Below are 20010 nucleotides of genomic sequence, written 5' to 3' on the forward strand. Positions count from 1 at the left end.
CGAACCTATAGCGTTTTGATGGTTAAGTTCGGCGTCTTGTCGCCAGCTTGAAGATAATGAGTGCCGCTAATGACCACATAGTCGCCTTGGTGGAAAGCGCCAGAGACACACGCTTGATGCGAGTCGATGGATTGCAATGTCACTGGCTCGGTGTGCACGATAGCGTCACGAACGACATTGACGTGTAGCGTTTTCTTTTCACCTAAAATCGCAGAATAGGGAAAGCAATGACTGGATTGATGTAGCTGAAATGAGGTTGTGACCGTAACGGCTTTGCCATTGAACAGCTCACTAGAAATCGAATCGATAGCTAGAGTGACAGGGTAAGTTTGTTTGATGAGATGTTTTTTAGGCGCGATTTCAGCGACGTTCGCACGGTATGTTTGCTCTGAACCATACCAAGACAGTGCCGCTGTTTGCCCAAGGTTAAACTGGCGAATCATGTTCTCAGGCACGTCGATATTCACTTCCCACTGACCGTCTTGTTGAAGAGTGGTGACGCTAACGCCCGGCAGTGTCTGCTCGAATGCGTCGATTCTTACCTCGCCAATGCTGCCAGAAAATGGTGCACGCAGCGTGGTGTAAGCCAAGGCATCTTCCGCGCGTTGGATATTCTTCTCTACTACTTTAACGGCAGACAAACTACGCTCATAACCACTGATGGCTCTATCCAAATTCACACTGGCAATCGCGTCATCATCGGTGGCTTGTTTCACGCGTTTTAGCTCAGCCTTTGCCAGTTTATGCGCAGACTTCGCTTCCAGCATACGTGCTTGAAGTTCTTCCAAAGAAACTTGGTAATCGTGAGGATCAAGCGTAGCAATGAGCTGTCCTTTCTCGACATGATCGCCTTTCTTCACCAAAACGCGGTCAACCGTGCCAGGAACGCGAAAAGAAAGGGATGCGGTCTCTTTTGCTTGAACAATGCCACTAAACGATTTGTTCAATGCCGTGTTTTCACCTGTCACTTCAACAACTTGAATTGGGCGAGGGGAGTCTGGTTCTGTGAACGTGTTTTGGCTTTGATTACAGCCAAACAGTGCCAAGGTCGCGGCACCTAATGCAGTAGTTTTGAATAGACGATTCATACGATGGCTCCATAATTTTGGTGCCATCATACAATTGTACAATGTTCAGATAATCACTCGACAATGAGACTCACTGTCTCAAAAAACGAGACAATGTATTCAGCTAAACGAGTTTTGGGACTTCTTTAATGAGGTGGTCAATAAGTAGGCGGCTCGCCTGACTCAATGTCTTAGGCTGAGGGTAAAGCAACCACCCCGATTCTTCAGTGACAGAATATTGTGACAATAGCTGCACCAAGCTGCCGGATTCCAACTCACGCTTCACCAGTAGCTTAGGCATAAAGGTGATGCCACGATCTAAAATCGTCGCGTTCTTGATAAAGCCAATGTTATTAGAAATGAGCTTCGGGTGCAGTTGTACACTTTGTTCTTGGAAGTGCCATACATTGTCTACTTCGCCATTCGGCCAACGAAAACAGACACACTGGTGTTCCTTCAGTTGTTCTAGGTTTTCTGGCAGGCCATGTGTTTCAAGGTAATTGGGAGAAGCGACTAAACAACGGTCGAGTGTCAAAAGCTTACGGGCAACGATGTCGGAATCAAATAGGGCACCCCCATGAAAAGCGATGTCCAAGCCCTGTTGGAACATGTCACTAAAGCCATTGTTGATGTTGCGAATATCCAACTCAACGTGTGGGTATTTATCGTGGAAGTTAAACAGAATTGGGCGAACCAGTTCATCGGTTTCTGGCAGTAACCCAAGTTTGATGCGGCCGCGAACTTCATTGGTGTCGTTGCTAACTTGTTCGTTCGCCGAATCGAGCATCGTCAGCGCTTTTTGCAGGTTCTCGTAGTAAGCTTCGCCATTATTGGTGAGTGATAAACTGCGTGTGGTGCGATGGAATAACTGAGCGCCTAAGGATTGCTCTAATTCGCCAATTCGTCGACTCACATTTGCGCGCGGCAGATCCAATGCGTTTGCCGCGGCGGTAAAGCTTCCTAGCTCGACCACTTTAATGAAGAGTTTAAGATCGTCGATTTTCACACTGGCGCTCCATGCTTATTGAACACTGTACTAAACCGTGACACTCTAAAGCATCATAACGTTATGCACAAAATATAACGTGACTTTTGATAACAGATACTTTTTTGAAAAGAGAAATAGGGAATTAATGTGCTGAGAGTCATTCAACGTCGTCGAATCAAGAAGGTTATTAAGTTGCTTTCTGCCAGATTGATTAAGGGCTATGGAAGTCGCGAGTATTTCTCTATCGGACAAGTACAAAGCAGCACAAGCGAGTTGAGCAAGCGCCAACAACAGATCGCTTTGGCTCTGTATGCCGATCCTCAAGAACTGAGCGCAGAAGTTAGAGCTGAGCTTACTTCCTTGCGTACCGATGTCTCGAATGATTTTTTTGATGGTGGTGATTACACGGCGCAAGACGTACTGAATCTGCTTGGCTCGGGCGGTTGGAAAGGCGGTCGTATGGACGATGACATGTCGCACCGATTCGGAATGAATAGCCGATACTAAACAGGGTTGTATTAGGGAACGAATCACGATGAAGCAACTGGATCTCAACTTACTTCGTATCTTTCTGGTGTTACTTGAAACTAAGAACACGCGCATTGCAGGTGACCAATTAGCGTTGAGTCAACCCGCAGTCAGCAAAGCGTTGGGAAGGCTTCGTGATTACTTTGATGATGAGTTGTTTACTCGTGTTCACTCTGGCTTAAAACCAACGCCTCGTGCACTTGAGCTGGGTGACAAGCTGCCGATGATCATGGAAAGTTTGGATGAGGTGATTCTAGATTCGCCAACGTTTGAGCCTGCCGACTACCAAGGCAACATTACCATTGCGATTAATGGCTTTATCTCCAATTGGCTCGGTGCACGCTTGTGTCTCGCGGTGATTGAAGAGGCACCAAACGCACAAGTAAACATAGTGAATTGGGGCTCTCAAACACTCAAAAAGTTGCTCGATGGCGAAATTCAAGCGGCCATCAACTACTCGCCAATCGACACCAATAAGCAATTTACCCACCAAGTGATCGGTGAAGATGATTTTGTTGGGTTAGTGAAAATCAACCACCCGTTGGCAGGAAAGACCTTGTCTCAAGCTGAAATCAATCAAGCAGAATACGCCAGTTTGGTGGTGCCGGGTTGGAATGATACTCAGCCCTTTATTGCTAAGCACCTTTCAAGTGAAGTGTTGAAAGTAAAAGCGCGAAGCTCCTATTTGCATACCTTGCTCGATGTGGTTAAGCAGAGTGAGATCATCTTGCCTTGCTCTCGACAGCTTGCTCATTATCTGCGCGGTGAGTTTGAGTACGTCTCTTTCCCGAATCACACCCCAGATGAGCTTAAAAATATTGTGCTGGTGGAATCACACAATAAGCGCATGCATCCGATGCATCAGTGGCTCAAACGAAAAATCATCATCACTTCTCAAGCCATCATCCAAGAAAAACAATAAGCCTCTCCATTGAGAGGCTTATTGTTGGAGGTTTGTTCTCAGAGGCTTGGTCTGAAGAGATTAAGCCTGTACTGCGTTATTTTGCCGTCACGTTCGGGAAGTTGTGCATTTCCTCAATCGCTTTGGCTTTTTCACTTGGACGGTAAGCACGCAGCGCGAAGTTCCAGCCCGCATCGTTCACTTCAATTACGTTATTCGCGGCACCACAGGTCTCGCCTTTAGGTGCGAAGTGAATGGTGTAAGAACCATCTTTGTTTGGTACAGCGGAGGTTGAGTCTGCGCTGTTGTTATCCGTCATCAACCAGCCTTTGCCTGAATATGCGGTGATAGACCAGTAACCGCCTTTTTCATAGCTTAGTGACGGTTTGTCGAAGGTGATGTCAGCACACTCAACTTTGCCAGTACCTGCTCGTGAGGAATACACCGCGTACTCTGCTGGTAAGCCAGCCCAGCCCACAGCGGTACCAATCATAAATTGCTTGTTATCTGGCGTTGCAGTAATGCCAGTAGTAAAGGCTTCTTCTGTCTTAATCGTGTTGACTTGCTTCTCCCATTTCGCACGCACCGCGTCGCGAGAGGCGCTATCCCAATCTTGTGCTGGCTTAAATGGTTTTGCGGATTTTGCATCAATTACGGCAGCATCTTGTAAGCGATGCGCTTCTTCCATGCCTGCCGTCGTAGCGGTGCGCATTAAGATGTAAATGTAATCCGAGCCTGCAATTTTCGAATCAATGTAGATCTCGTCACCACCGTAAATGGCCATGTGGTTGTCGTGATTGTTGTTGAAGAAATGCATGATTTGGTAAGCATCACCTTTCGCTAAACGGAAAGTGGCCCCTTTCGACACATCGACCACGGCTGTCGAGTAGAGCAAGTCGGTGTTTGAGCGAATGATCATCTGATTATCAACGGTGACGCTGTCTCGGTTGTGGTCAAACACATTGATTGGTTGGCGCTCTAGTTGTTGAGTGAAGTACAGGTCAGTTTCTGCACGGGCGAAGTTTTCGTCGGTCACTTTAACGGCTGCCATGGTCTGCATAGAGGTGATGGCAATAAGAGTCGCTAAGATGGTCTTTTTCATGTCGCTTACCTTGAGGTCGTCATTAAGAGATGACCTCACTTTATCGATATGCCAGTGATGACAGAAATGAATTGATGTAATTCAGATAATAACCAAATCGAATTGCAAGTTCGGATTGCCAGCCGTCACACGCGATGCTGTTTTCGATATTGCAAAGGTGTGGTGCCATTGGTGCGTTTGAACTGGCGAATAAAAGAGTCGGCAGAAGCGTAGCAAAGCATGTCAGCAATGGTGCGGATTGGATACTCGCTGTTGGTGAGCAGCTTCTTACTCTCGGTGTCGCGAACTGAATTCACGATATCTCGGTAGGTGAGGTTATTTTTGTTCAACAAGTTCTGCAATGTTCTGGGGTGGATGCCGAGCATTTTGCTGACCAAGGTTTTGCTGATATCACCGAGAGGAAGCAATAACAGAATCGAGTTGGTGGTAATTTCCAATAGCGTGTTGTGATGTTGAAGGCCGTGAGAGACTTTGCGTCGCATTTTATTGGTAATGGTCATCTCCAAATCGGGCTTTTCTGTGAGTAGGGCTTTGGGGAGCTCAAAACCATCGAACTGACTGCCTAATATCACTTTGCATCCAAAGAAACGTTCAAGACGTTCTATCTGTGTTTGCTGCTGTGCTCCTGATTCACCTTGGTAGCGCGCTTTAAAATGGACTTGATGCAACTTCAACCGTTCGCCCAATACCATCTTGAACGTTGTAATAATGCCTCCGATGGAAAGCAAAGCGTGTTGGCTTGTATCGACATTGGGTTCGAATAAGAACTGGGTAAAGTGGCGAGCAATGTCTTCACGAATATCAAGTTGATGGCGAGAAGCGCGCTGTTGATAGCTGTATAGACCAAACAAAACCGGATAGATGTTTGCGAGAGATTCCTGACTGGCAATCAGCAACATAGCGATGTCTAAAGACTGGTAGTCAATCAAGGTACTGAGCTCTAGGGCGAACAGCGGGTCTTGGGTCTCTTTGGCGGCCAAGTTCAGCAGTTCTGCAAATTGCTGGTGGCTAAGCTCTTGGTTTTCATCGTGTAAGGTTGAGATTTGAATATTGAGCTTTGAGGTTAAGGTTTGAGGCTCAACACCATATCGTCTGCACAATCTAGGAAAAGCAGAGAGGTATAACGCACTCAATCGATATTCGTTTTTCACTCAAATATTCTCAAAATGTCAATTTTAGGTCTTGGCTTGTTTTTATACTGCGCCACATTGAGTTGGTCAAGAAATGACAGATTTCAACTTCATCCTCCCGATACCGCCTGAAACGACGAGTAGAGAATAGACATGAAAAAAGTAACGAAAACCCTTATCTCTGGTTTGATATTTGCCGCTTTAACCAGTAGCGCATACGCAGACAACAACATCAAGATTGAGAACATGCACACCCGCTCTGGTGATTTTGCTTTTGAAACCAGCGTGCTCAACGGCATTCCAACAGAGGAAAGCTCAAAGAAACTGTTTAATCTGATGGATTTTCAGCGCGCGACACAAGCTTACATTTGGTCTATTCCGCTGACGTCTAACTACGCGTGGAAGGCGGCGTATGAAAAAATGGGCTCAGAAGATGGCCAAATTACTTATGTGGCATCCCACCAGTCTAAATTGGGCGGTTTAACTTACAACACCTCAACGCCTTACGCGATTACATGGTTTAACGTAGAGAAAGAGCCCGTTGTAGTGAACATCCCGACCGATGAACTGCGTGGTGCGGTGCATACCATGTGGCAGATTGGCATTGCACAAATGACCAAACCAGGCACATACGTGATAAAAGCTAAGGGCAGCGAAACACCAAAGAACCTACCAAAAGATGCGGTGGTGCTTGAATCTGATACCAACTATGTCTTCTTTGGTGTGCGCTTAATGGCGAAAACAGAAAAACAGCGCATGACGGACTTGGAGTCGATGTCAATCACGCATCTGGATGGCAAACCACTCAGCGATCGAGGTGTTAACTTCCCGAAAAAAGGTCTCGATGCGAAACACCCACGTGGTATGGAGTTTTGGCAAGTGCTCAACGAAGCCATTCAAACAGAACCTGTTGCAGAGCGCGATCGCATGATGCATGACATGTTGCGTCCATTGGGTATTGAGAAGGGTAAACCTTTCGAGCCAAATGCCGAGCAAGTGAAGATCGTGAAAGAAGCGGTAGTACTTGGTGAGGCCATGACTAAGAATATCGACTTCAACAAAACGGGTCGTTTACATCAATCGGAATATGGGCCTGAAGGGAACCGTTGGGAAGTTGCAACAGCATCAACACCAAATCAAGATCGCGCTTATGGCATGGATCTCGATGGTCGCGCAGCATGGTTTTATGAAGCAGTGACGAACGATATTGCGATGCATGGTTTTGAAAACGGTGGCTGGGGTCAGATATACCTTGATAACTATCGTGACGGCGAAGGCTATGGCCTAAATGGTAGCAATCACTACACGCTAACTTTAGATGGCGATGTGAACTACGCCGATTTGTTCTGGACCATCACGGTGTACAACGTGGAAAACCGCGCCATCATCGATAACGACATTCAACGTGCCGATGTGGGCTCAAACGTTCCGGGCACAGTGAAAGACGCAGACGGGAACTACACGTTCCACTTTTCACCAACCAAGCCAGAAGGTGTGAATGAAGCAAACTGGGTACAAACTCGACCAGATGAAAACTGGTTTGTGTATTTCCGCGCTTACTCACCAAGCAAGGCGTTTGTTGAGCAGAAGCCAGAAACGATTCTGCCAAACTTTAAACACGTGAAGTAACCCCAAAAGCCACCATGATAAAACTGTCGTGGTGGCTTTTTAAAGACTCGTTGCGTTTGATGTTGTGCTGCTAATTTGAATTAGTAATCAAATGACAAACTGAAATCCCAGTAGTTTCGGTTTGAATCATTGAGGTCAAATCGATGAGATAAATACGGTTTTACTCCCCAAAGATTCAACGTAAAGCCGAGATTAATATAGCTGTCGGCATCGGTTGTGTTTCGGTTGGTGCAAATCGGCCTAGAGCATGGCAATTCATCAAGATTGAGCTGCGCTTTTCCGTAAAGATTACTGTCGTGTCCGTACGAGGCAGACAGCTCTAATACATCATTCACAGGGTAAAGCACCCCAACTAACTTGTTCAGATTGAACGATTCATCACGAATATCCCAACCTTCTCCCTCAAATCGGCTATCGATGTATTGAACATCGAAATTGGTGAACACTATCGCGTCACCTAATTGCGCGGCTGAAAACAACCCTGTGGTATAAACGCCCGTTTTATCTGTGTTTCCACCAACAGAAGCGCTTACTTCATTGTAAATTTGGTCGAAGAGTAGGAAAGAGTAACCAAGCCCAATGTCACCAAATTTGTCGCTGTCTACCGAACCAAATAATCGCCACTTATCGTTCAAGTTATAAGAACCATTTAGGGTGAACACATAGTCGTTCGAATAGTCGCCAAGAAAATCACTCTTACTGACTGAAACATCGAACGTTTCAACAAGCAAGGTTCCCCAATCTTGCTGGGATTCTTCCGGTGATTCTAGTTCTTGGAGTTTTGTGTGGACATGCTCAGGTTCGGTACTTGCGTTGGTTTGAAATGGCAGAAGTAGCAAAGAAACGATAAAGGTTGTAATCGGAAATCTCACGAGCGGCTCTCTTTAATGGGCTTCCATGCTGTGAATGCGGGACAGAATTAAGATAAAAAAGCCCCCAAGGGAAGGGGGCTTGAATTACCGACTGACGTTATTTTCTAGTATTTACAAATTGACGGATTTTCTTGCGTTGCTCCGCAGACAAAGCATTAAAGCGATCTTTAACGTTTTGAATATCGAAGTCTGAAGCGTTTACCTTCTCAGTGATTTGGTAAGCGTCAAACTCATTGTTTCCAGCTGGTTTGAACACAGGCTTGCCATTTTCAAGTGGAATACGAACCTCTTCACCAGTGTTGTGTTTAATAACAAGGTCAAAGCCGGAGTCAGTATTGTTTGGTTCAATAGTGCCAGTTGCTACCCAGTTATCGTTGCCTTTTTCAGTGATGATCAGCGTTTGGTCGTGCCAAGCGTAGTCGTATTCCATGTTTGGATTACCAACTTCACCTTCGATTGGGTTAGATGGCGTCCCCGGCTTGATAACAGGCTTGCCGTTCTCTAGCGGGATGCGAACCACTTCGCCCGTGCTGTGTTTGATGACTAATTCAAAGCCAACGGTTGTTTCTTCGATTGTTCCTGTCGCTACCCAAACATCGGTGCCTTTCTCAGTGATGACAAGAGTTTGGTCATTCCACGCGTAGTCGTATTCCATGTTTGGATTACCAACTTCGCCTTCAATCGGGTTAGATGGTGTGCCCGGTTTGATTACTGGTTTGCCGTTCTCTAGCGGGATACGAACCACTTCGCCAGTGCTGTGCTTGATAACAAGCTCGACGCCAGTATTCGTCTTCTCAAGCGTACCTGTTGCTACCCAAACATCAGTGCCTTTTTCAGTGATGATCAGCGTTTGGTCGTGCCAAGCGTAGTTGTATTCCATGTTCGGGTTACCAACTTCGCCTTCGATTGGGTTAGATGGCGTGCCCGGTTTGATTACAGGTTTGCCGTTCTCTAGCGGGATACGAACCACTTCGCCTGTGTTGTGTTTGATTACTAATTCAAAGCCAGCGGTTGTTTCTTCGATTGTTCCTGTCGCTACCCAAACATCAGTGCCTTTCTCAGTGATGATCAGCGTTTGGTCATTCCATGCGTAGTCGTATTCCATGTTCGGATTACCAACTTCATCTTCAATCGGGTTAGATGGTGTGCCCGGCTTGATAACAGGTTTGCCGTTCTCTAGTGGGATGCGAACCACTTCACCTGTGTTGTGTTTGATAACAAGCTCGACGCCAGAGTTAGTCTTCTCAAGCGTGCCTGTCGCTACCCAAACATCAGTGCCTTTTTCAGTAATGACAAGAGTTTGGTCGTGCCATGCGTAGTTGTATTCCATGTTCGGGTTACTAACTTCGCCTTCGATTGGGTTAGATGGCGTGCCCGGTTTGATTACAGGTTTGCCGTTCTCTAGCGGGATACGAACCACTTCGCCTGTGCTGTGCTTGATAACAAGCTCAACACCAGTATTCGTCTTCTCGAGGGTACCTGTCGCTACCCAAACATCTGTGCCTTTCTCAGTGATGATCAGCGTTTGGTCATGCCATGCGTAGTCGTATTCCATATTCGGGTTGCCAATCTCTGTCTCGATTGGGTTGTTTGGTGTCACTGAGATTGGCTTCATTGGTGAAGCCGGATCGGAACTTGAACTACCCGTACTGATACTGCCTACCGCACCAACAAGAAGGCCGCCAGCAATCGCACCTGCGCTGTCCCAACTGCTTTCATCGGTAGCGTCTTCCGTTGCAAACTCACTCAATTCCATTTGTTGATTACGTGCATTCAAGCTAGCGACATACATCGCCTGTGATGCGGAAAGTTGTTGATCAATTAAGATTGAGGTTTGACGATTAGCTTCACGAGTGTCGACTTGCACAGCGTAAGCATTAACAGAAAGAGAACTAAAAACGATGGTAGCTAGAAGTGATTTTCTCATTGGTGATTTCTCATAATCGCTTGGAAGAAAGGCAGAGCGATGCATGCCCGACCGATGAGAAAATCTTACTTTTAATACATCTGGACGAATATTGAGCAGAAGGAAAATGGGTATTAACTAAGAGTTAATAGGGTTGTGTGCCTGAGGTAATTGATTCAATAAGTTAGAAATAATTGCCATTAGCCATTGCTGAACAGGGTCGAATCGATCCTTGTTGGGGTAATAGACATGAATCCGCTTAAGCAGTTTGTCCAACTGATCTTTCTTGATATCCAAAGCGGTGAGATTGGGATAACGCTCAATGTGGAAAAAGGCGGTATAGGGAAACAGCAGGTCTGTCTCTGCCAATATTTCCAGAATAGGGGATGGTAATTCGGAGCGAAACGCAATCTTTGGCGGAACATCAGGATAGTATTCTCGAAGCACTTTAATCGCGTATGGTTCATCGATGTTCCAATCCGTGACGAGCAAAAGCGCCAGAGGGTAAGAAATGGTGTCGGCCAACGAAATGGTTTTTGCTGCCAGAGGATGGTCTTTGCGAACGTAGATGCCAAACAAGTCTTGCCCCACCACTTCGCTAAGAATGTCTTTGCGCGAGAAAGGTAACTCGTAGTTAATGCCGACTTTACAGGTTCCATTGGCAAGATCGTCGAGTGAGTTATTGTTCCAGCAAGGCAAGTGAAGTTCCACGTTGGGCGCTTGTCGGCTAATTTCACTGAATAGATCTTTGCCTAGAGCTTGCAATAATATCGGGGAAATCGCGACGGTGATTTTACCTTCAAGCTCTGCAGGATCGAATTGGTTGAGGGAGTTCAGCTTTTTCGAGAGCTTATCGAACGTTGGCTCAATGACACCGTAAAGTTCAGTTGCAAAGTGAGTCGCTGATAACCCCGTTGGCACTTTGACAAACAGCGGATCATCGAAATGGTTTCTCAACTTAGTTAAGGATTTACTGAGTGCGGGCGCGGTGACGAACAATCGATTGGACGCTTTTTGAAGATTTTGCTCCTGATAGATGACCAAAAAAGTTCTCAGAAGATTTAAGTCTAAGTTGGAGTATAAATCTTTCAATATTCACGCCCTTTGTCGTTGATGTCGCTTACTTCAATATCCTTAATTTAGTACTGAGAGTCAAAGCTGCAACAAAAGGTAGGACCTTTGGCTCGCGAGTTGTGGCTTGAATCGATTGGCTGAACACATCAATTAGATTTCGTAATCAAACACGATGATGTCTTCAAGTAGTGGTCTAAATACCTCTTTCAATGCATCGTGTTCTGGATGAGGTAGGTAGTTCTGACGACTCGCTTCATCGGCAAACGTCATCATCACGGCGTGTGTGTAGTCTTTGTTCTTTCCTTCTGGGCTGTTGTTTAAGCCCCATTCAACGTCGGTTACACCTTCCACTTTCGTTGGCATGGCTTCGAATAGCTCTCGAAGTTGTTGGATTTTGTCGCTGGTGGCAGATGCTTTAAATTTGATGAGTAGAATGTGTCTGATCATGGTTTTGTGGTGTTATATTTTATTGTGTTTGAAGAACAACACTATAACGGGCATCCACTCTAAAGTTAGCTTTTGGCTTCACAAAATAGGGAAACAAAAACGCGAACACTTTGGCTCGCGTTTTTAGTTGGTTTATCTAGGTCGGAGGTCGTTAGATGGGAACCGTTAACCTTCGATGCGTTTCACCAAGTAGAAGTGCTTTTTACCGCGCTGAAGCAACCAGTATTGATCGAACAACGGGAAGTTCAAACTTGGGTTTTCTGCATCAACTTTCTCGCCGTTCACACTGATGGCGTTGTTGCCAATCAGCTCACGAGCAATGCGCTTTGAGTTGGCTAAGCCCGATTCAACCAGTAGTTCTACCAAGTCTTGCTCAGCACTTTGCATGCTCGGTAAGCCATCGAGTTCCAACTGTTTTAGTTCGCTCAAACTTAGCTGCTGCACATTGCCGCTAAATAGCGCTTGAGTGATTCGCTCTGCACTTGCTAAGCCTTCTTCACCGTGGACAAAACGCGTCATTTGCTCTGCTAGGATACGCTGTGCTTGTGGTTTGCCTTTGCTCTCTTTGTCTTGTGCTTCAATCGCAGCAATCTCATCGCAACTCAAGAAGGTGTAGTAGCGCAGGAAGTGGTAAACATCGGCATCTTCCGCAGACAACCAGAATTGGTAGAAAGCGTAAGGTGAGGTCTTACTTGGATCTAACCACACAGCGCCGCCTTCGGTTTTACCAAATTTAGTGCCGTCAGATTTGGTGATCAAAGGTAGGGTTAAACCAAATACTTGTTCACCATTTTGACGGCGAGTAAGGTCAATGCCGCTAACAATGTTGCCCCATTGGTCATTACCACCAATTTGTAGGCGACAGCCGTACTGACGGTTTAATTCTGCGAAGTCGTAAGATTGCAGTAGCGCGTAACTAAACTCGGTGAATGAGATGCCTTGGTCTGGACGTTGTAAGCGTTGCTTCACCGACTCTCGGCTGATCATGGTATTTACGGAGAAATGCTTACCTACGTCGCGGAAGAAGTCGATCACGTTAATCAGCTTCACCCAATCCGCATTGTTTACCATGATCATTGGCTTGCTGACTTGGTTATTCATCAACTGTTGAATTTGATTCGACAGATCTTGTACCCAACCCGTTACGGTCTCTTCTGAGTTTAAGCTTCGCTCTGTGGCTTTAAAGCTCGGGTCACCAATCATACCGGTCGCACCACCAATCAGAGCGATGGCTTGGTGTCCTGCATCTTGAAAGCGTTTGAGCATAATCAGTGGTACAAGGTGGCCAATGTGCAAGCTACCTGCGGTTGGATCGAAACCACAGTACAAGGTTTGTGGCTCAGATAGCAGTTGTTGAACTTGGTCTAAATCGCTCGCTTGGGCAATCAAACCGCGAGCTTGTAAATCTTCAATCAGTGTCATCGTCTTATCTTTATCTGGTTTGGTTGTATTCAGATTAAAAGGCGATGCGGAATCGAGATATATCCCTAAAGGGACAGTTTGTTATCTTGATTGAGTGATCAGGTGATTGAGAAACAACTGAAAGAACTCGCTTAACGACGCGACATTTAACTGTGCGTAGATGCGTTTACGGTGATTCTTAACTGTGCCTTCTGCAACATCTAGCTGCGTTGCTATCTCTTTGCTGTCATTGCCTTGCGCGATCAATGCCGCGATTTCTTGTTCTCGATTAGTGAGGACGGTTTGGCCAAACGATGCCAATGCGGATTCAATCGCGGCACGCATTTGTCCTGAATAAACGTTAGGGCTGAATACTGGCTCGGCGAGTGTAAACTCGGTTTGTTTCCAGTGCTGTTGGCACAGAGACTGGATAATCGCGAAGTAAGATTTGAGCTTGGTGACTTGAGCCTTGGTGAAGCGTTTATCGTCTTGCATAAAACCGAAGTAGAGCATCACCCAACGTGTCGGCTCGATTTCAATCAGCATGCTGAGTTCATCCTTCCAACCCGTTTGATGGTAAAACTGCTCACAGTAGGCTTGGTAATCGAGATCGTTACGCGCGACGTCTTTGTCTACGACATCTTTGAGCGTAAAGATGCCTTGCTCTTTGTTGGCGTTAAGCTTCTGGTAAAACGGGTCGTTTTGAAAAGAGGTGGTGAGGTAACGCTGAAACAAAAGCTCGCGCTCATTCTCAATCGAATCATAAAGATAGATAGGGTGTTTGCCTTCGCGGTAACCGAGGATCACCGCACAATCAAAACTCAATAACGAAGCAATAACGCGCATCAGTTTAGGCGTAAAGCTTGGTGAGTTAAGGGCAGAAATTGTCTCTGCAAGTTGAGTGTTGAATGCGTCGTTAGGCATGGAGATTCGAGCGTGAGATAAAGGTTGAGATAAGCATAACGCAACAGACGGTTATCCCAAAGTGATCAAAAAGGGGAGCGTTGTGCTCCCCATCAATAAATCCTTGTCACTAAGCGATTACTGCGAATCGGTCAGCTCTTTGTTGACCCAGTATTTCGAGCCAGAAACGTTCGCATCAACCAACAAGCCAGTGGTGTTTAGCTGATACACGGCCACACCGCTGTTGAATTGCGCTGTCATCTCTTCGCCATCCTCACCAGCAACTAAAGAGGCCTCGCTCGATGCTTCCCAACCTTCTTCGACAAAGGTGTTGAAGTCTTTTTCTTCCTCAAATAGCACGACTTGTTGGTAGAACTTACCACCAACACCAAGGGCAACACCCGCACCAAACATATTCATGTAAGTGCGCTTATCCGTCGATTTGTTGACTGCAACACCAGAGCCGGAGTTGGTATGGAACATCAGCGACAGTTTGCGTGAATCAAACACCGCATAACCGTAAGCTTTATCATAAAGATCTTTCGCTTCTGGTTTCTCATTGAAGAGTTTTAGCAGGGTGCTATCCGCCATTAAATCAATCGCTTGGCGCGCTTCTTCTGGCGTATCACCTTCCATCAATTCATCGATTTTCTTATCGGCATCGTCGATCCACTTTTTACTGGTCTCAATGCTGGCATCAGTCCATTCACCCGCGGTGTTGATCGCATCTTCAGACCAGTTAGTGAAATCTTGCCAAGCTTGTTTAGAGAACGCCTTGGTGTCATCCCAAGTGTCTTTTGCAGTATCAGAGACGGCGTCACCAAGGTCTGAGAGACTGTTAGAAATGTCGTCCCAATCTGCGTAAGCCGGAGAGGCGAGTAGCGTTAAAGCGGTAACAAGTGCAAGTTGCTTTTTCATAGGTCCATTCTTTTATGAAATCAGATTCTTTCATTCTAGGTGAAAAATCACAGAGGGAAAATTAGCACGCCGTTTAGGTTGGGATTATCGTCACGAACTCACAGAGCTTTGACATGATAGGCAAAGAAAAAGCCCTCAAACCGAGGCTTGAGGGCTTTGAATTGCGAGTTGGAAAGGAGCGTGTTACTTGCTCACTTTACCCAGCTTCAACCAAGTATCGATAACCGTATCTGGGTTCAATGACACAGAGCTGATGCCTTGTTCCATCAACCATTCCGCTAGGTCATCGTGATCTGATGGGCCTTGGCCACAGATACCGACGTATTTGCCTGCTTTGGTTGCTGCATCAATGGCCATTTGCAGCATGGCTTTCACTGCTGGGTTGCGCTCATCGAATAGGTGTGCAACGTCACCAGAGTCACGGTCAAGACCAAGCGTAAGCTGAGTCATGTCGTTTGAGCCGATAGAGAAACCATCGAAGTACTTCAAGAACTCTTCAGCAAGCACTGCGTTTGACGGTAGCTCACACATCATGATGACTTTTAAACCTTGGTCGCCGCGGCGTAGGTCGAACTTAGCCAGTAGGTCGATAACCGATGCCGCTTCGCTTGGTGTACGTACGAATGGGATCATGATTTCAACGTTCTTCAGACCCATCTCGTTACGAACGCGTTTGATTGCTTGAGTTTCTAGCTCGAAACAGTCTTCAAACACTGGAGAAATGTAGCGAGACGCACCACGGAAGCCCAGCATTGGGTTCTCTTCATGTGGTTCGTAACCTTTACCGCCCACTAAGTTGCTGTACTCGTTCGATTTGAAATCAGACATACGAACGATCACGCGTTTTGGCCAGAATGCAGATGCGATAGTCGCAATGCCTTCGGTTAGCTTACTAACGTAGAAATCGATTGGATCTTTGTAGCCACGAATACGCTCAGTGATTTCAGTTTTTAGCTCATCGCTTTGCGCATCAAAGTTCAGCAACGCTTTCGGGTGAATACCAATCATCTTGTTGATGATGAATTCAAGACGCGCAAGACCCACACCTTCGTTTGGAATTTGAGCGAAGTCGAATGCACGGTCTGGGTTACCCACGTTCATCATGACTTTGGTTGGAAGCAGCGGAAGCTCATCGACCGCAGAGCGTTTGATTTCGAAATCCAGCTCGCCTTGGTAAACGTAACCCGTTTCACCTTCTGCACAAGACACAGTCACTGTCTCGCCATCGGTTAGCTTGCTGGTGGCATCACCACAACCAACGATTGCAGGAATACCAAGCTCACGTGCGATGATCGCTGCGTGACAAGTACGGCCGCCACGGTTCGTGACAATCGCGGACGCCTTCTTCATCACTGGTTCCCAATCTGGGTCAGTCATGTCTGTCACTAGCACATCACCATCTTGCACCAATGACATTTGATCTAGAGAGTCGACTAAGCGCACTGGGCCTTTACCGATACGCTGACCAATTGCACGACCTTCAACCAAAACGTCTGCTTTGTTGCTTAGCTCGTAACGCTCAATCACGTTTTGCTCGCTTTGAGAACATACGGTCTCTGGGCGTGCCTGTACGATGTAAAGCTTGCCGTCGATGCCATCTTTTGCCCACTCAATATCCATAGGACGTTTGTAGTGCTTCTCGATGATCATCGCTTGTTTTGCTAGCTCTTTGATCTCTTCATCATTCAGAGAGAAGGCGTTGCGTTCTTCTACTGACGTATCGATGATCTCAACTTGCTTACCGATCTCTTGACGGTCTGAGTAGATCATTTTGATCTGCTTAGAGCCAAAGGTTTTTTTAACAATTGGGTGTTGACCCGCTTCTAGCATTGGCTTGTGAACGTAGAATTCATCAGGGTTAACCGCACCCTGAACCACCATTTCACCCAAGCCCCAAGAAGAGGTGATGAATACGACTTGGTCGAAGCCAGATTCCGTATCTAGGGTGAACATAACGCCAGAAGAGGCTTTATCCGAGCGCACCATGCGTTGAATACCTGCCGATAGCGAAATGCCACGGTGGTTAAACCCTTGGTGTACACGGTATGAAATTGCACGGTCATTGAACAAAGAAGCGTAAACGTGCTTGGTTGCTTCTAATACTGCATCAATGCCTTTTACGTTTAGGAACGTCTCTTGCTGACCAGCAAATGACGCATCCGGTAGATCCTCTGCAGTTGCAGAAGAACGAACGGCAACAGAAATCTCAGGATGATTGTCTGTCAGTTCTTTGTAGTTATCGCGGATGTCTTGTTCAAGTTCCGCAGGGAACGGGGCTTCTAATACCCATTGACGAATGGTGGCACCTGTCTTGCGCAGGGCTTCTACATCCTCAACGTCCAGTTCATCAAGTAGTTGGTGAATACGCTCATCCAAACCTTCGTGGTCAAGGAATTGGTTAAACGCATACGAGGTTGTCGCAAAACCGTTTGGTACTGATACACCAACATTGGCTAGGTTAGAAACCATTTCGCCAAGTGAAGCATTTTTACCGCCGACTTTGTCGACATCATCCATGGATAGTCCATTGAACCAGAGGGTGTTCTTTTGCATGTCTTTCTCCAGAAACATTGCAGCTTTGTAGGGATTTATACCAACCTCGAACAGCGGTTGAGCATCCTTGCAGGTCAATGTCATTGAAGACGCAGTATCGAGCTGACAAGCAGCCATTGTAGGTAAGGGGCGTTAACTACAACTTCCCAACTGGGGCTTAAACGAATTTTCCGACGCAAACATAGTTCAACACTTTTCGTGGTTGATATGAAAGGCAAACGATTACGTCTTGGCTTAAAAAAACTCCGAAGAATTTTCAAAGCTGTGGGGCACGCAATTGCAAGCCAAACTCATTTATTAATATTATGTAAACCATCCTACTCAAATGAATTTTAAAAATTAAACTAAAATGCAAATAAATAGCCAAAGTCGTGATGTATTCTATGTTTCTGACGGAACGGCCATAACATGTGAGACGTTAGGGCATGTTGTTCTGGGTCAGTTTTCCTTCATTCCTAATGAAAAAACCTTTCCTTTTGTTGAAAGTGAAGACAAAGTCGCCGATGTCATCAAAGAAATCGAGATTTCCTACCAGCGTGATGGGATTAAGCCTTTGGTTTTCTTCTCGATTGTTGTGCCAGAAATTCGTGAAATGCTGCTAAAAGCGCCTGCTCATAGCTATGACGTGTTAGAAAGCATTGTGCAGAAGGTGCAAGACGACATTCAAATGGAACCACAACCGAAGATGCAGCGCTCACGTAGCGTAAGCAAAGATTCGGACACCTATTTCGACCGTATCGCAGCGATTGAATACACGCTTGCTCATGATGACGGCATCACACTTAAAGGCTTGGATGAGGCCGATATTATCCTTCTTGGTGTTTCTCGCAGTGGCAAAACCCCAACCAGCCTATATATGGCGATGCAATTTGGTTTGCGTGTGGTGAACTACCCGTTTATCGCCGAAGACGTCAAGATGATGCGTTTATTGCCGGAGTTTGAAATCCATCGCCATAAACTGTTTGGTTTAACCATCAACCCAGAACGGTTGAATGAAATCCGCGAGAACCGCTTATCAGGCAGCGAATACGCCAGCACAGAGCAATGTAAGTTGGAGCTTGATACGGTAGAAGCACTGTTTAGAAGAGAAGCCATTCCTTACATCAACACGTCATCGCTGTCGGTGGAAGAAATCACCACGCGCATTCTTGAAAGAGCAGGGATGAAGCGTCGCTTGTTTGGCTAAGTTGCCCTTGTTTAGCTAAGTTACCAACGATAAATCACAAAAGAGGAGGCATCTGAGCCTCCTCTTTTTTAATTAGCGGTTAGCTTTAACTCATCGGAAAGTTCGCGAACCGTCCGATTAGTAATGTTGGAACATCTTCTGGATGTCTTGGTAATTTTTGGTCTGTGTTAGCGATAGCATCAACAAAATACGAGCTTTCTGTGGGTTCAACGTACCAGATGCCACGAAACCGTATTTATCGTCGTCAATTTCAGCATCTAGGGTAGTAGAGCCGGTTGGCGTGCGAGAGCTGCGAACAACCATGATGCCATCTTTACTCGCCTTTTCTAACTCATCAAAGACGGTGTGGTACAAGTTACCATTGCCGACCCCCGCACTGACGATGCCGTCAAATTTCGCATCGACGAACGCTTTTACAGGTAAGCTCGACGCATTGGCATAGTTATAAACGATACCAACTTGTGGCAGCTTATCGAGTTTGGAAACATCGAAGGTTGTTTCAGTGGTGTGCTTACGTTCTGGGCTACGTTGATACTTCGCATCGCTGTTGTGAATGTAACCGAGCGGGCCAAAGTTCGGTGATTGGAAGGTGCTGACTGACGTTGTGTTAGTTTTGGTTACGTCACGTGCATCGAAGATGGTGTCATTCATCGCAACCAAAACACCTCGACCTTGAGAGTCTTCATCCGTTGCCGTCACCACTGCGTTGTAGAGGTTGACTGGGCCGTCTGCACTCATTGCAGTAGAAGGGCGCATTGCACCCACAATGACAACAGGCTTGTCGCTCTTCACCGTTAAATCAAGGAAGTAGGCGGTCTCTTCGAGCGTGTCGGTACCGTGAGTAATCACAATACCGTCAACATCATCTTGAGCGAGTAATTCGTTTACGCGTTTGGCTAACTTCAACCAGACTTCATCGTTCATGTCTTGAGAGCCGATGCTGACCACTTGCTCGCCAGAAATATCGGCAATCTTAGTCATGCTAGGAACGGCATTGATCAGCGAATCTACTCCGACTTTACCTGCGGTGTAATTGGATTCCGTTGCTGATTGACCAGCGCCAGCGATGGTACCGCCGGTTGCTAAGATCTTAATGTTTGGAAGGTCGGCATTGGCGAAGGACAAAGAACTCATGCACAAACCGAGCGTGATCGTACTTAGGCGGAGAAACTTTTTAGTCATAGGATTCACCTGTTTTTGGGTTAGATGTTGGGGGAAGCGACATCTATCCTAAAAACAGTGCAGTAGATTTTTTGAGCACAAGTTCACCAATTTACAGATGAAAATCGTGATCAACTAATCAGTTAAAGAACATTAAATCAAGCGTTTAACTTAATCGACGTGCTTCATTAACAAGTGAGATCTTTCGGCAGTGTGTTTAACAATTGGTTAATTGTAATTTACT

The 20010-nt window shown here is 46.1% G+C and carries 17 protein-coding genes; 4 read left to right on the forward strand and 13 right to left on the reverse strand.

From position 1 onward, the window contains the following. Window positions 1-5: 5 nt before the first annotated feature. Window positions 6-1088 carry an efflux RND transporter periplasmic adaptor subunit gene (locus ACLIIY_RS22200; protein WP_434529410.1) on the reverse strand — a complete coding sequence of 361 codons (1083 nt, stop codon included), beginning with the start codon at window positions 1086-1088 and terminating at the stop codon, window positions 6-8. A gap of 103 nt (window positions 1089-1191) precedes the next feature. After that, a complete protein-coding gene (locus tag ACLIIY_RS22205; RefSeq protein WP_434529411.1) occupies window positions 1192-2073 on the reverse strand; it encodes a LysR family transcriptional regulator in 882 nt (293 codons plus the stop codon). A gap of 129 nt (window positions 2074-2202) precedes the next feature. On the opposite strand from ACLIIY_RS22205, the gene ACLIIY_RS22210 reads away from it, so the two are divergent. Both ACLIIY_RS22210 and ACLIIY_RS22215 read left to right on the forward strand, forming a co-directional pair. Continuing rightward, a complete protein-coding gene (locus ACLIIY_RS22210) occupies window positions 2203-2562 on the forward strand; it encodes a DUF6559 family protein (RefSeq protein WP_434529412.1) in 360 nt (119 codons plus the stop codon). Window positions 2563-2590: 28 nt separating this feature from the next. Further along, window positions 2591-3505, forward strand: coding sequence for a LysR family transcriptional regulator (locus ACLIIY_RS22215; RefSeq protein ID WP_434529413.1), 915 nt, complete (start codon window positions 2591-2593; stop codon window positions 3503-3505). A 76-nt stretch (window positions 3506-3581) separates the two neighbouring features. Here the strand turns inward: ACLIIY_RS22215 and ACLIIY_RS22220 are convergent, their stop codons facing one another. Continuing rightward, entirely contained in the window at window positions 3582-4586 is a 1005-nt protein-coding gene (locus ACLIIY_RS22220; protein WP_434529414.1) for a DUF1214 domain-containing protein, read from the reverse strand. A 125-nt stretch (window positions 4587-4711) separates the two neighbouring features. Next, entirely contained in the window at window positions 4712-5737 is a 1026-nt protein-coding gene (locus ACLIIY_RS22225) for an AraC family transcriptional regulator ligand-binding domain-containing protein (protein WP_434529415.1), read from the reverse strand. A gap of 132 nt (window positions 5738-5869) precedes the next feature. Between ACLIIY_RS22225 and ACLIIY_RS22230 the strand changes: the two genes are divergently transcribed. Further along, entirely contained in the window at window positions 5870-7345 is a 1476-nt protein-coding gene (locus ACLIIY_RS22230; protein WP_434529416.1) for a DUF1214 domain-containing protein, read from the forward strand. Window positions 7346-7425: 80 nt separating this feature from the next. Here the strand turns inward: ACLIIY_RS22230 and ACLIIY_RS22235 are convergent, their stop codons facing one another. The 8 genes from ACLIIY_RS22235 to ppsA form a co-directional block, all read right to left on the reverse strand. Continuing rightward, window positions 7426-8217: a hypothetical protein gene (locus ACLIIY_RS22235; RefSeq protein ID WP_045483740.1), complete on the reverse strand. Its 792-nt coding sequence runs from the start codon at window positions 8215-8217 to the stop codon at window positions 7426-7428. 97 nt (window positions 8218-8314) lie between these two features. Next, a complete protein-coding gene (locus tag ACLIIY_RS22240) occupies window positions 8315-10144 on the reverse strand; it encodes a hypothetical protein (RefSeq protein WP_434529417.1) in 1830 nt (609 codons plus the stop codon). 117 nt (window positions 10145-10261) lie between these two features. Further along, window positions 10262-11167 carry a LysR family transcriptional regulator gene (locus ACLIIY_RS22245; protein WP_434529418.1) on the reverse strand — a complete coding sequence of 302 codons (906 nt, stop codon included), beginning with the start codon at window positions 11165-11167 and terminating at the stop codon, window positions 10262-10264. Between the two features lie 180 nt (window positions 11168-11347). Next, complete coding sequence (locus tag ACLIIY_RS22250; RefSeq protein ID WP_434529419.1) at window positions 11348-11644, reverse strand: Dabb family protein; 297 nt, start codon at window positions 11642-11644, stop codon at window positions 11348-11350. A gap of 165 nt (window positions 11645-11809) precedes the next feature. After that, window positions 11810-13066 carry a tyrosine--tRNA ligase gene (gene tyrS, locus ACLIIY_RS22255; RefSeq protein WP_434529420.1) on the reverse strand — a complete coding sequence of 419 codons (1257 nt, stop codon included), beginning with the start codon at window positions 13064-13066 and terminating at the stop codon, window positions 11810-11812. Between the two features lie 81 nt (window positions 13067-13147). After that, window positions 13148-13969 carry a response regulator transcription factor gene (locus tag ACLIIY_RS22260; protein WP_434529421.1) on the reverse strand — a complete coding sequence of 274 codons (822 nt, stop codon included), beginning with the start codon at window positions 13967-13969 and terminating at the stop codon, window positions 13148-13150. Window positions 13970-14086: 117 nt separating this feature from the next. Further along, complete coding sequence (locus ACLIIY_RS22265; RefSeq protein WP_434529422.1) at window positions 14087-14866, reverse strand: hypothetical protein; 780 nt, start codon at window positions 14864-14866, stop codon at window positions 14087-14089. A gap of 183 nt (window positions 14867-15049) precedes the next feature. Continuing rightward, window positions 15050-17419, reverse strand: a complete 2370-nt coding sequence (ppsA, locus tag ACLIIY_RS22270) for a phosphoenolpyruvate synthase (protein ID WP_434529423.1) — start codon at window positions 17417-17419, stop codon at window positions 15050-15052. A 349-nt stretch (window positions 17420-17768) separates the two neighbouring features. Between ppsA and ppsR the strand changes: the two genes are divergently transcribed. Beyond that, window positions 17769-18605: a posphoenolpyruvate synthetase regulatory kinase/phosphorylase PpsR gene (gene ppsR, locus ACLIIY_RS22275; RefSeq protein ID WP_005439262.1), complete on the forward strand. Its 837-nt coding sequence runs from the start codon at window positions 17769-17771 to the stop codon at window positions 18603-18605. 117 nt (window positions 18606-18722) lie between these two features. Here the strand turns inward: ppsR and ansB are convergent, their stop codons facing one another. Beyond that, window positions 18723-19787 (reverse strand): L-asparaginase 2, encoded by a 1065-nt coding sequence (gene ansB / locus ACLIIY_RS22280; protein WP_408739723.1) that lies wholly within the window; start codon window positions 19785-19787, stop codon window positions 18723-18725. Window positions 19788-20010: the final 223 nt, after the last annotated feature.

The organism is Vibrio sp. K4, from assembly GCF_051122595.1.
Taxonomy (GTDB): domain Bacteria; phylum Pseudomonadota; class Gammaproteobacteria; order Enterobacterales; family Vibrionaceae; genus Vibrio; species Vibrio owensii.

Bases quoted from the DNA above. Each gene is read 5' to 3' on its own strand.
- ACLIIY_RS22200 (WP_434529410.1), bottom strand. From the start codon at position 1,088: ATGAATCGTCTATTCAAAACTACTGCATTAGGTGCCGCGACCTTGGCA.
- ACLIIY_RS22215 (WP_434529413.1), top strand. From the start codon at position 2,591: ATGAAGCAACTGGATCTCAACTTACTTCGTATCTTTCTGGTGTTACTT.
- ACLIIY_RS22220 (WP_434529414.1), bottom strand. From the start codon at position 4,586: ATGAAAAAGACCATCTTAGCGACTCTTATTGCCATCACCTCTATGCAG.
- ACLIIY_RS22230 (WP_434529416.1), top strand. From the start codon at position 5,870: ATGAAAAAAGTAACGAAAACCCTTATCTCTGGTTTGATATTTGCCGCT.
- ACLIIY_RS22240 (WP_434529417.1), bottom strand. From the start codon at position 10,144: ATGAGAAAATCACTTCTAGCTACCATCGTTTTTAGTTCTCTTTCTGTT.
- ACLIIY_RS22250 (WP_434529419.1), bottom strand. From the start codon at position 11,644: ATGATCAGACACATTCTACTCATCAAATTTAAAGCATCTGCCACCAGC.
- tyrS (WP_434529420.1), bottom strand. From the start codon at position 13,066: ATGACACTGATTGAAGATTTACAAGCTCGCGGTTTGATTGCCCAAGCG.
- ACLIIY_RS22260 (WP_434529421.1), bottom strand. From the start codon at position 13,969: ATGCCTAACGACGCATTCAACACTCAACTTGCAGAGACAATTTCTGCC.
- ACLIIY_RS22265 (WP_434529422.1), bottom strand. From the start codon at position 14,866: ATGAAAAAGCAACTTGCACTTGTTACCGCTTTAACGCTACTCGCCTCT.
- ppsA (WP_434529423.1), bottom strand. From the start codon at position 17,419: ATGCAAAAGAACACCCTCTGGTTCAATGGACTATCCATGGATGATGTC.
- ppsR (WP_005439262.1), top strand. From the start codon at position 17,769: ATGCAAATAAATAGCCAAAGTCGTGATGTATTCTATGTTTCTGACGGA.
- ansB (WP_408739723.1), bottom strand. From the start codon at position 19,787: ATGACTAAAAAGTTTCTCCGCCTAAGTACGATCACGCTCGGTTTGTGC.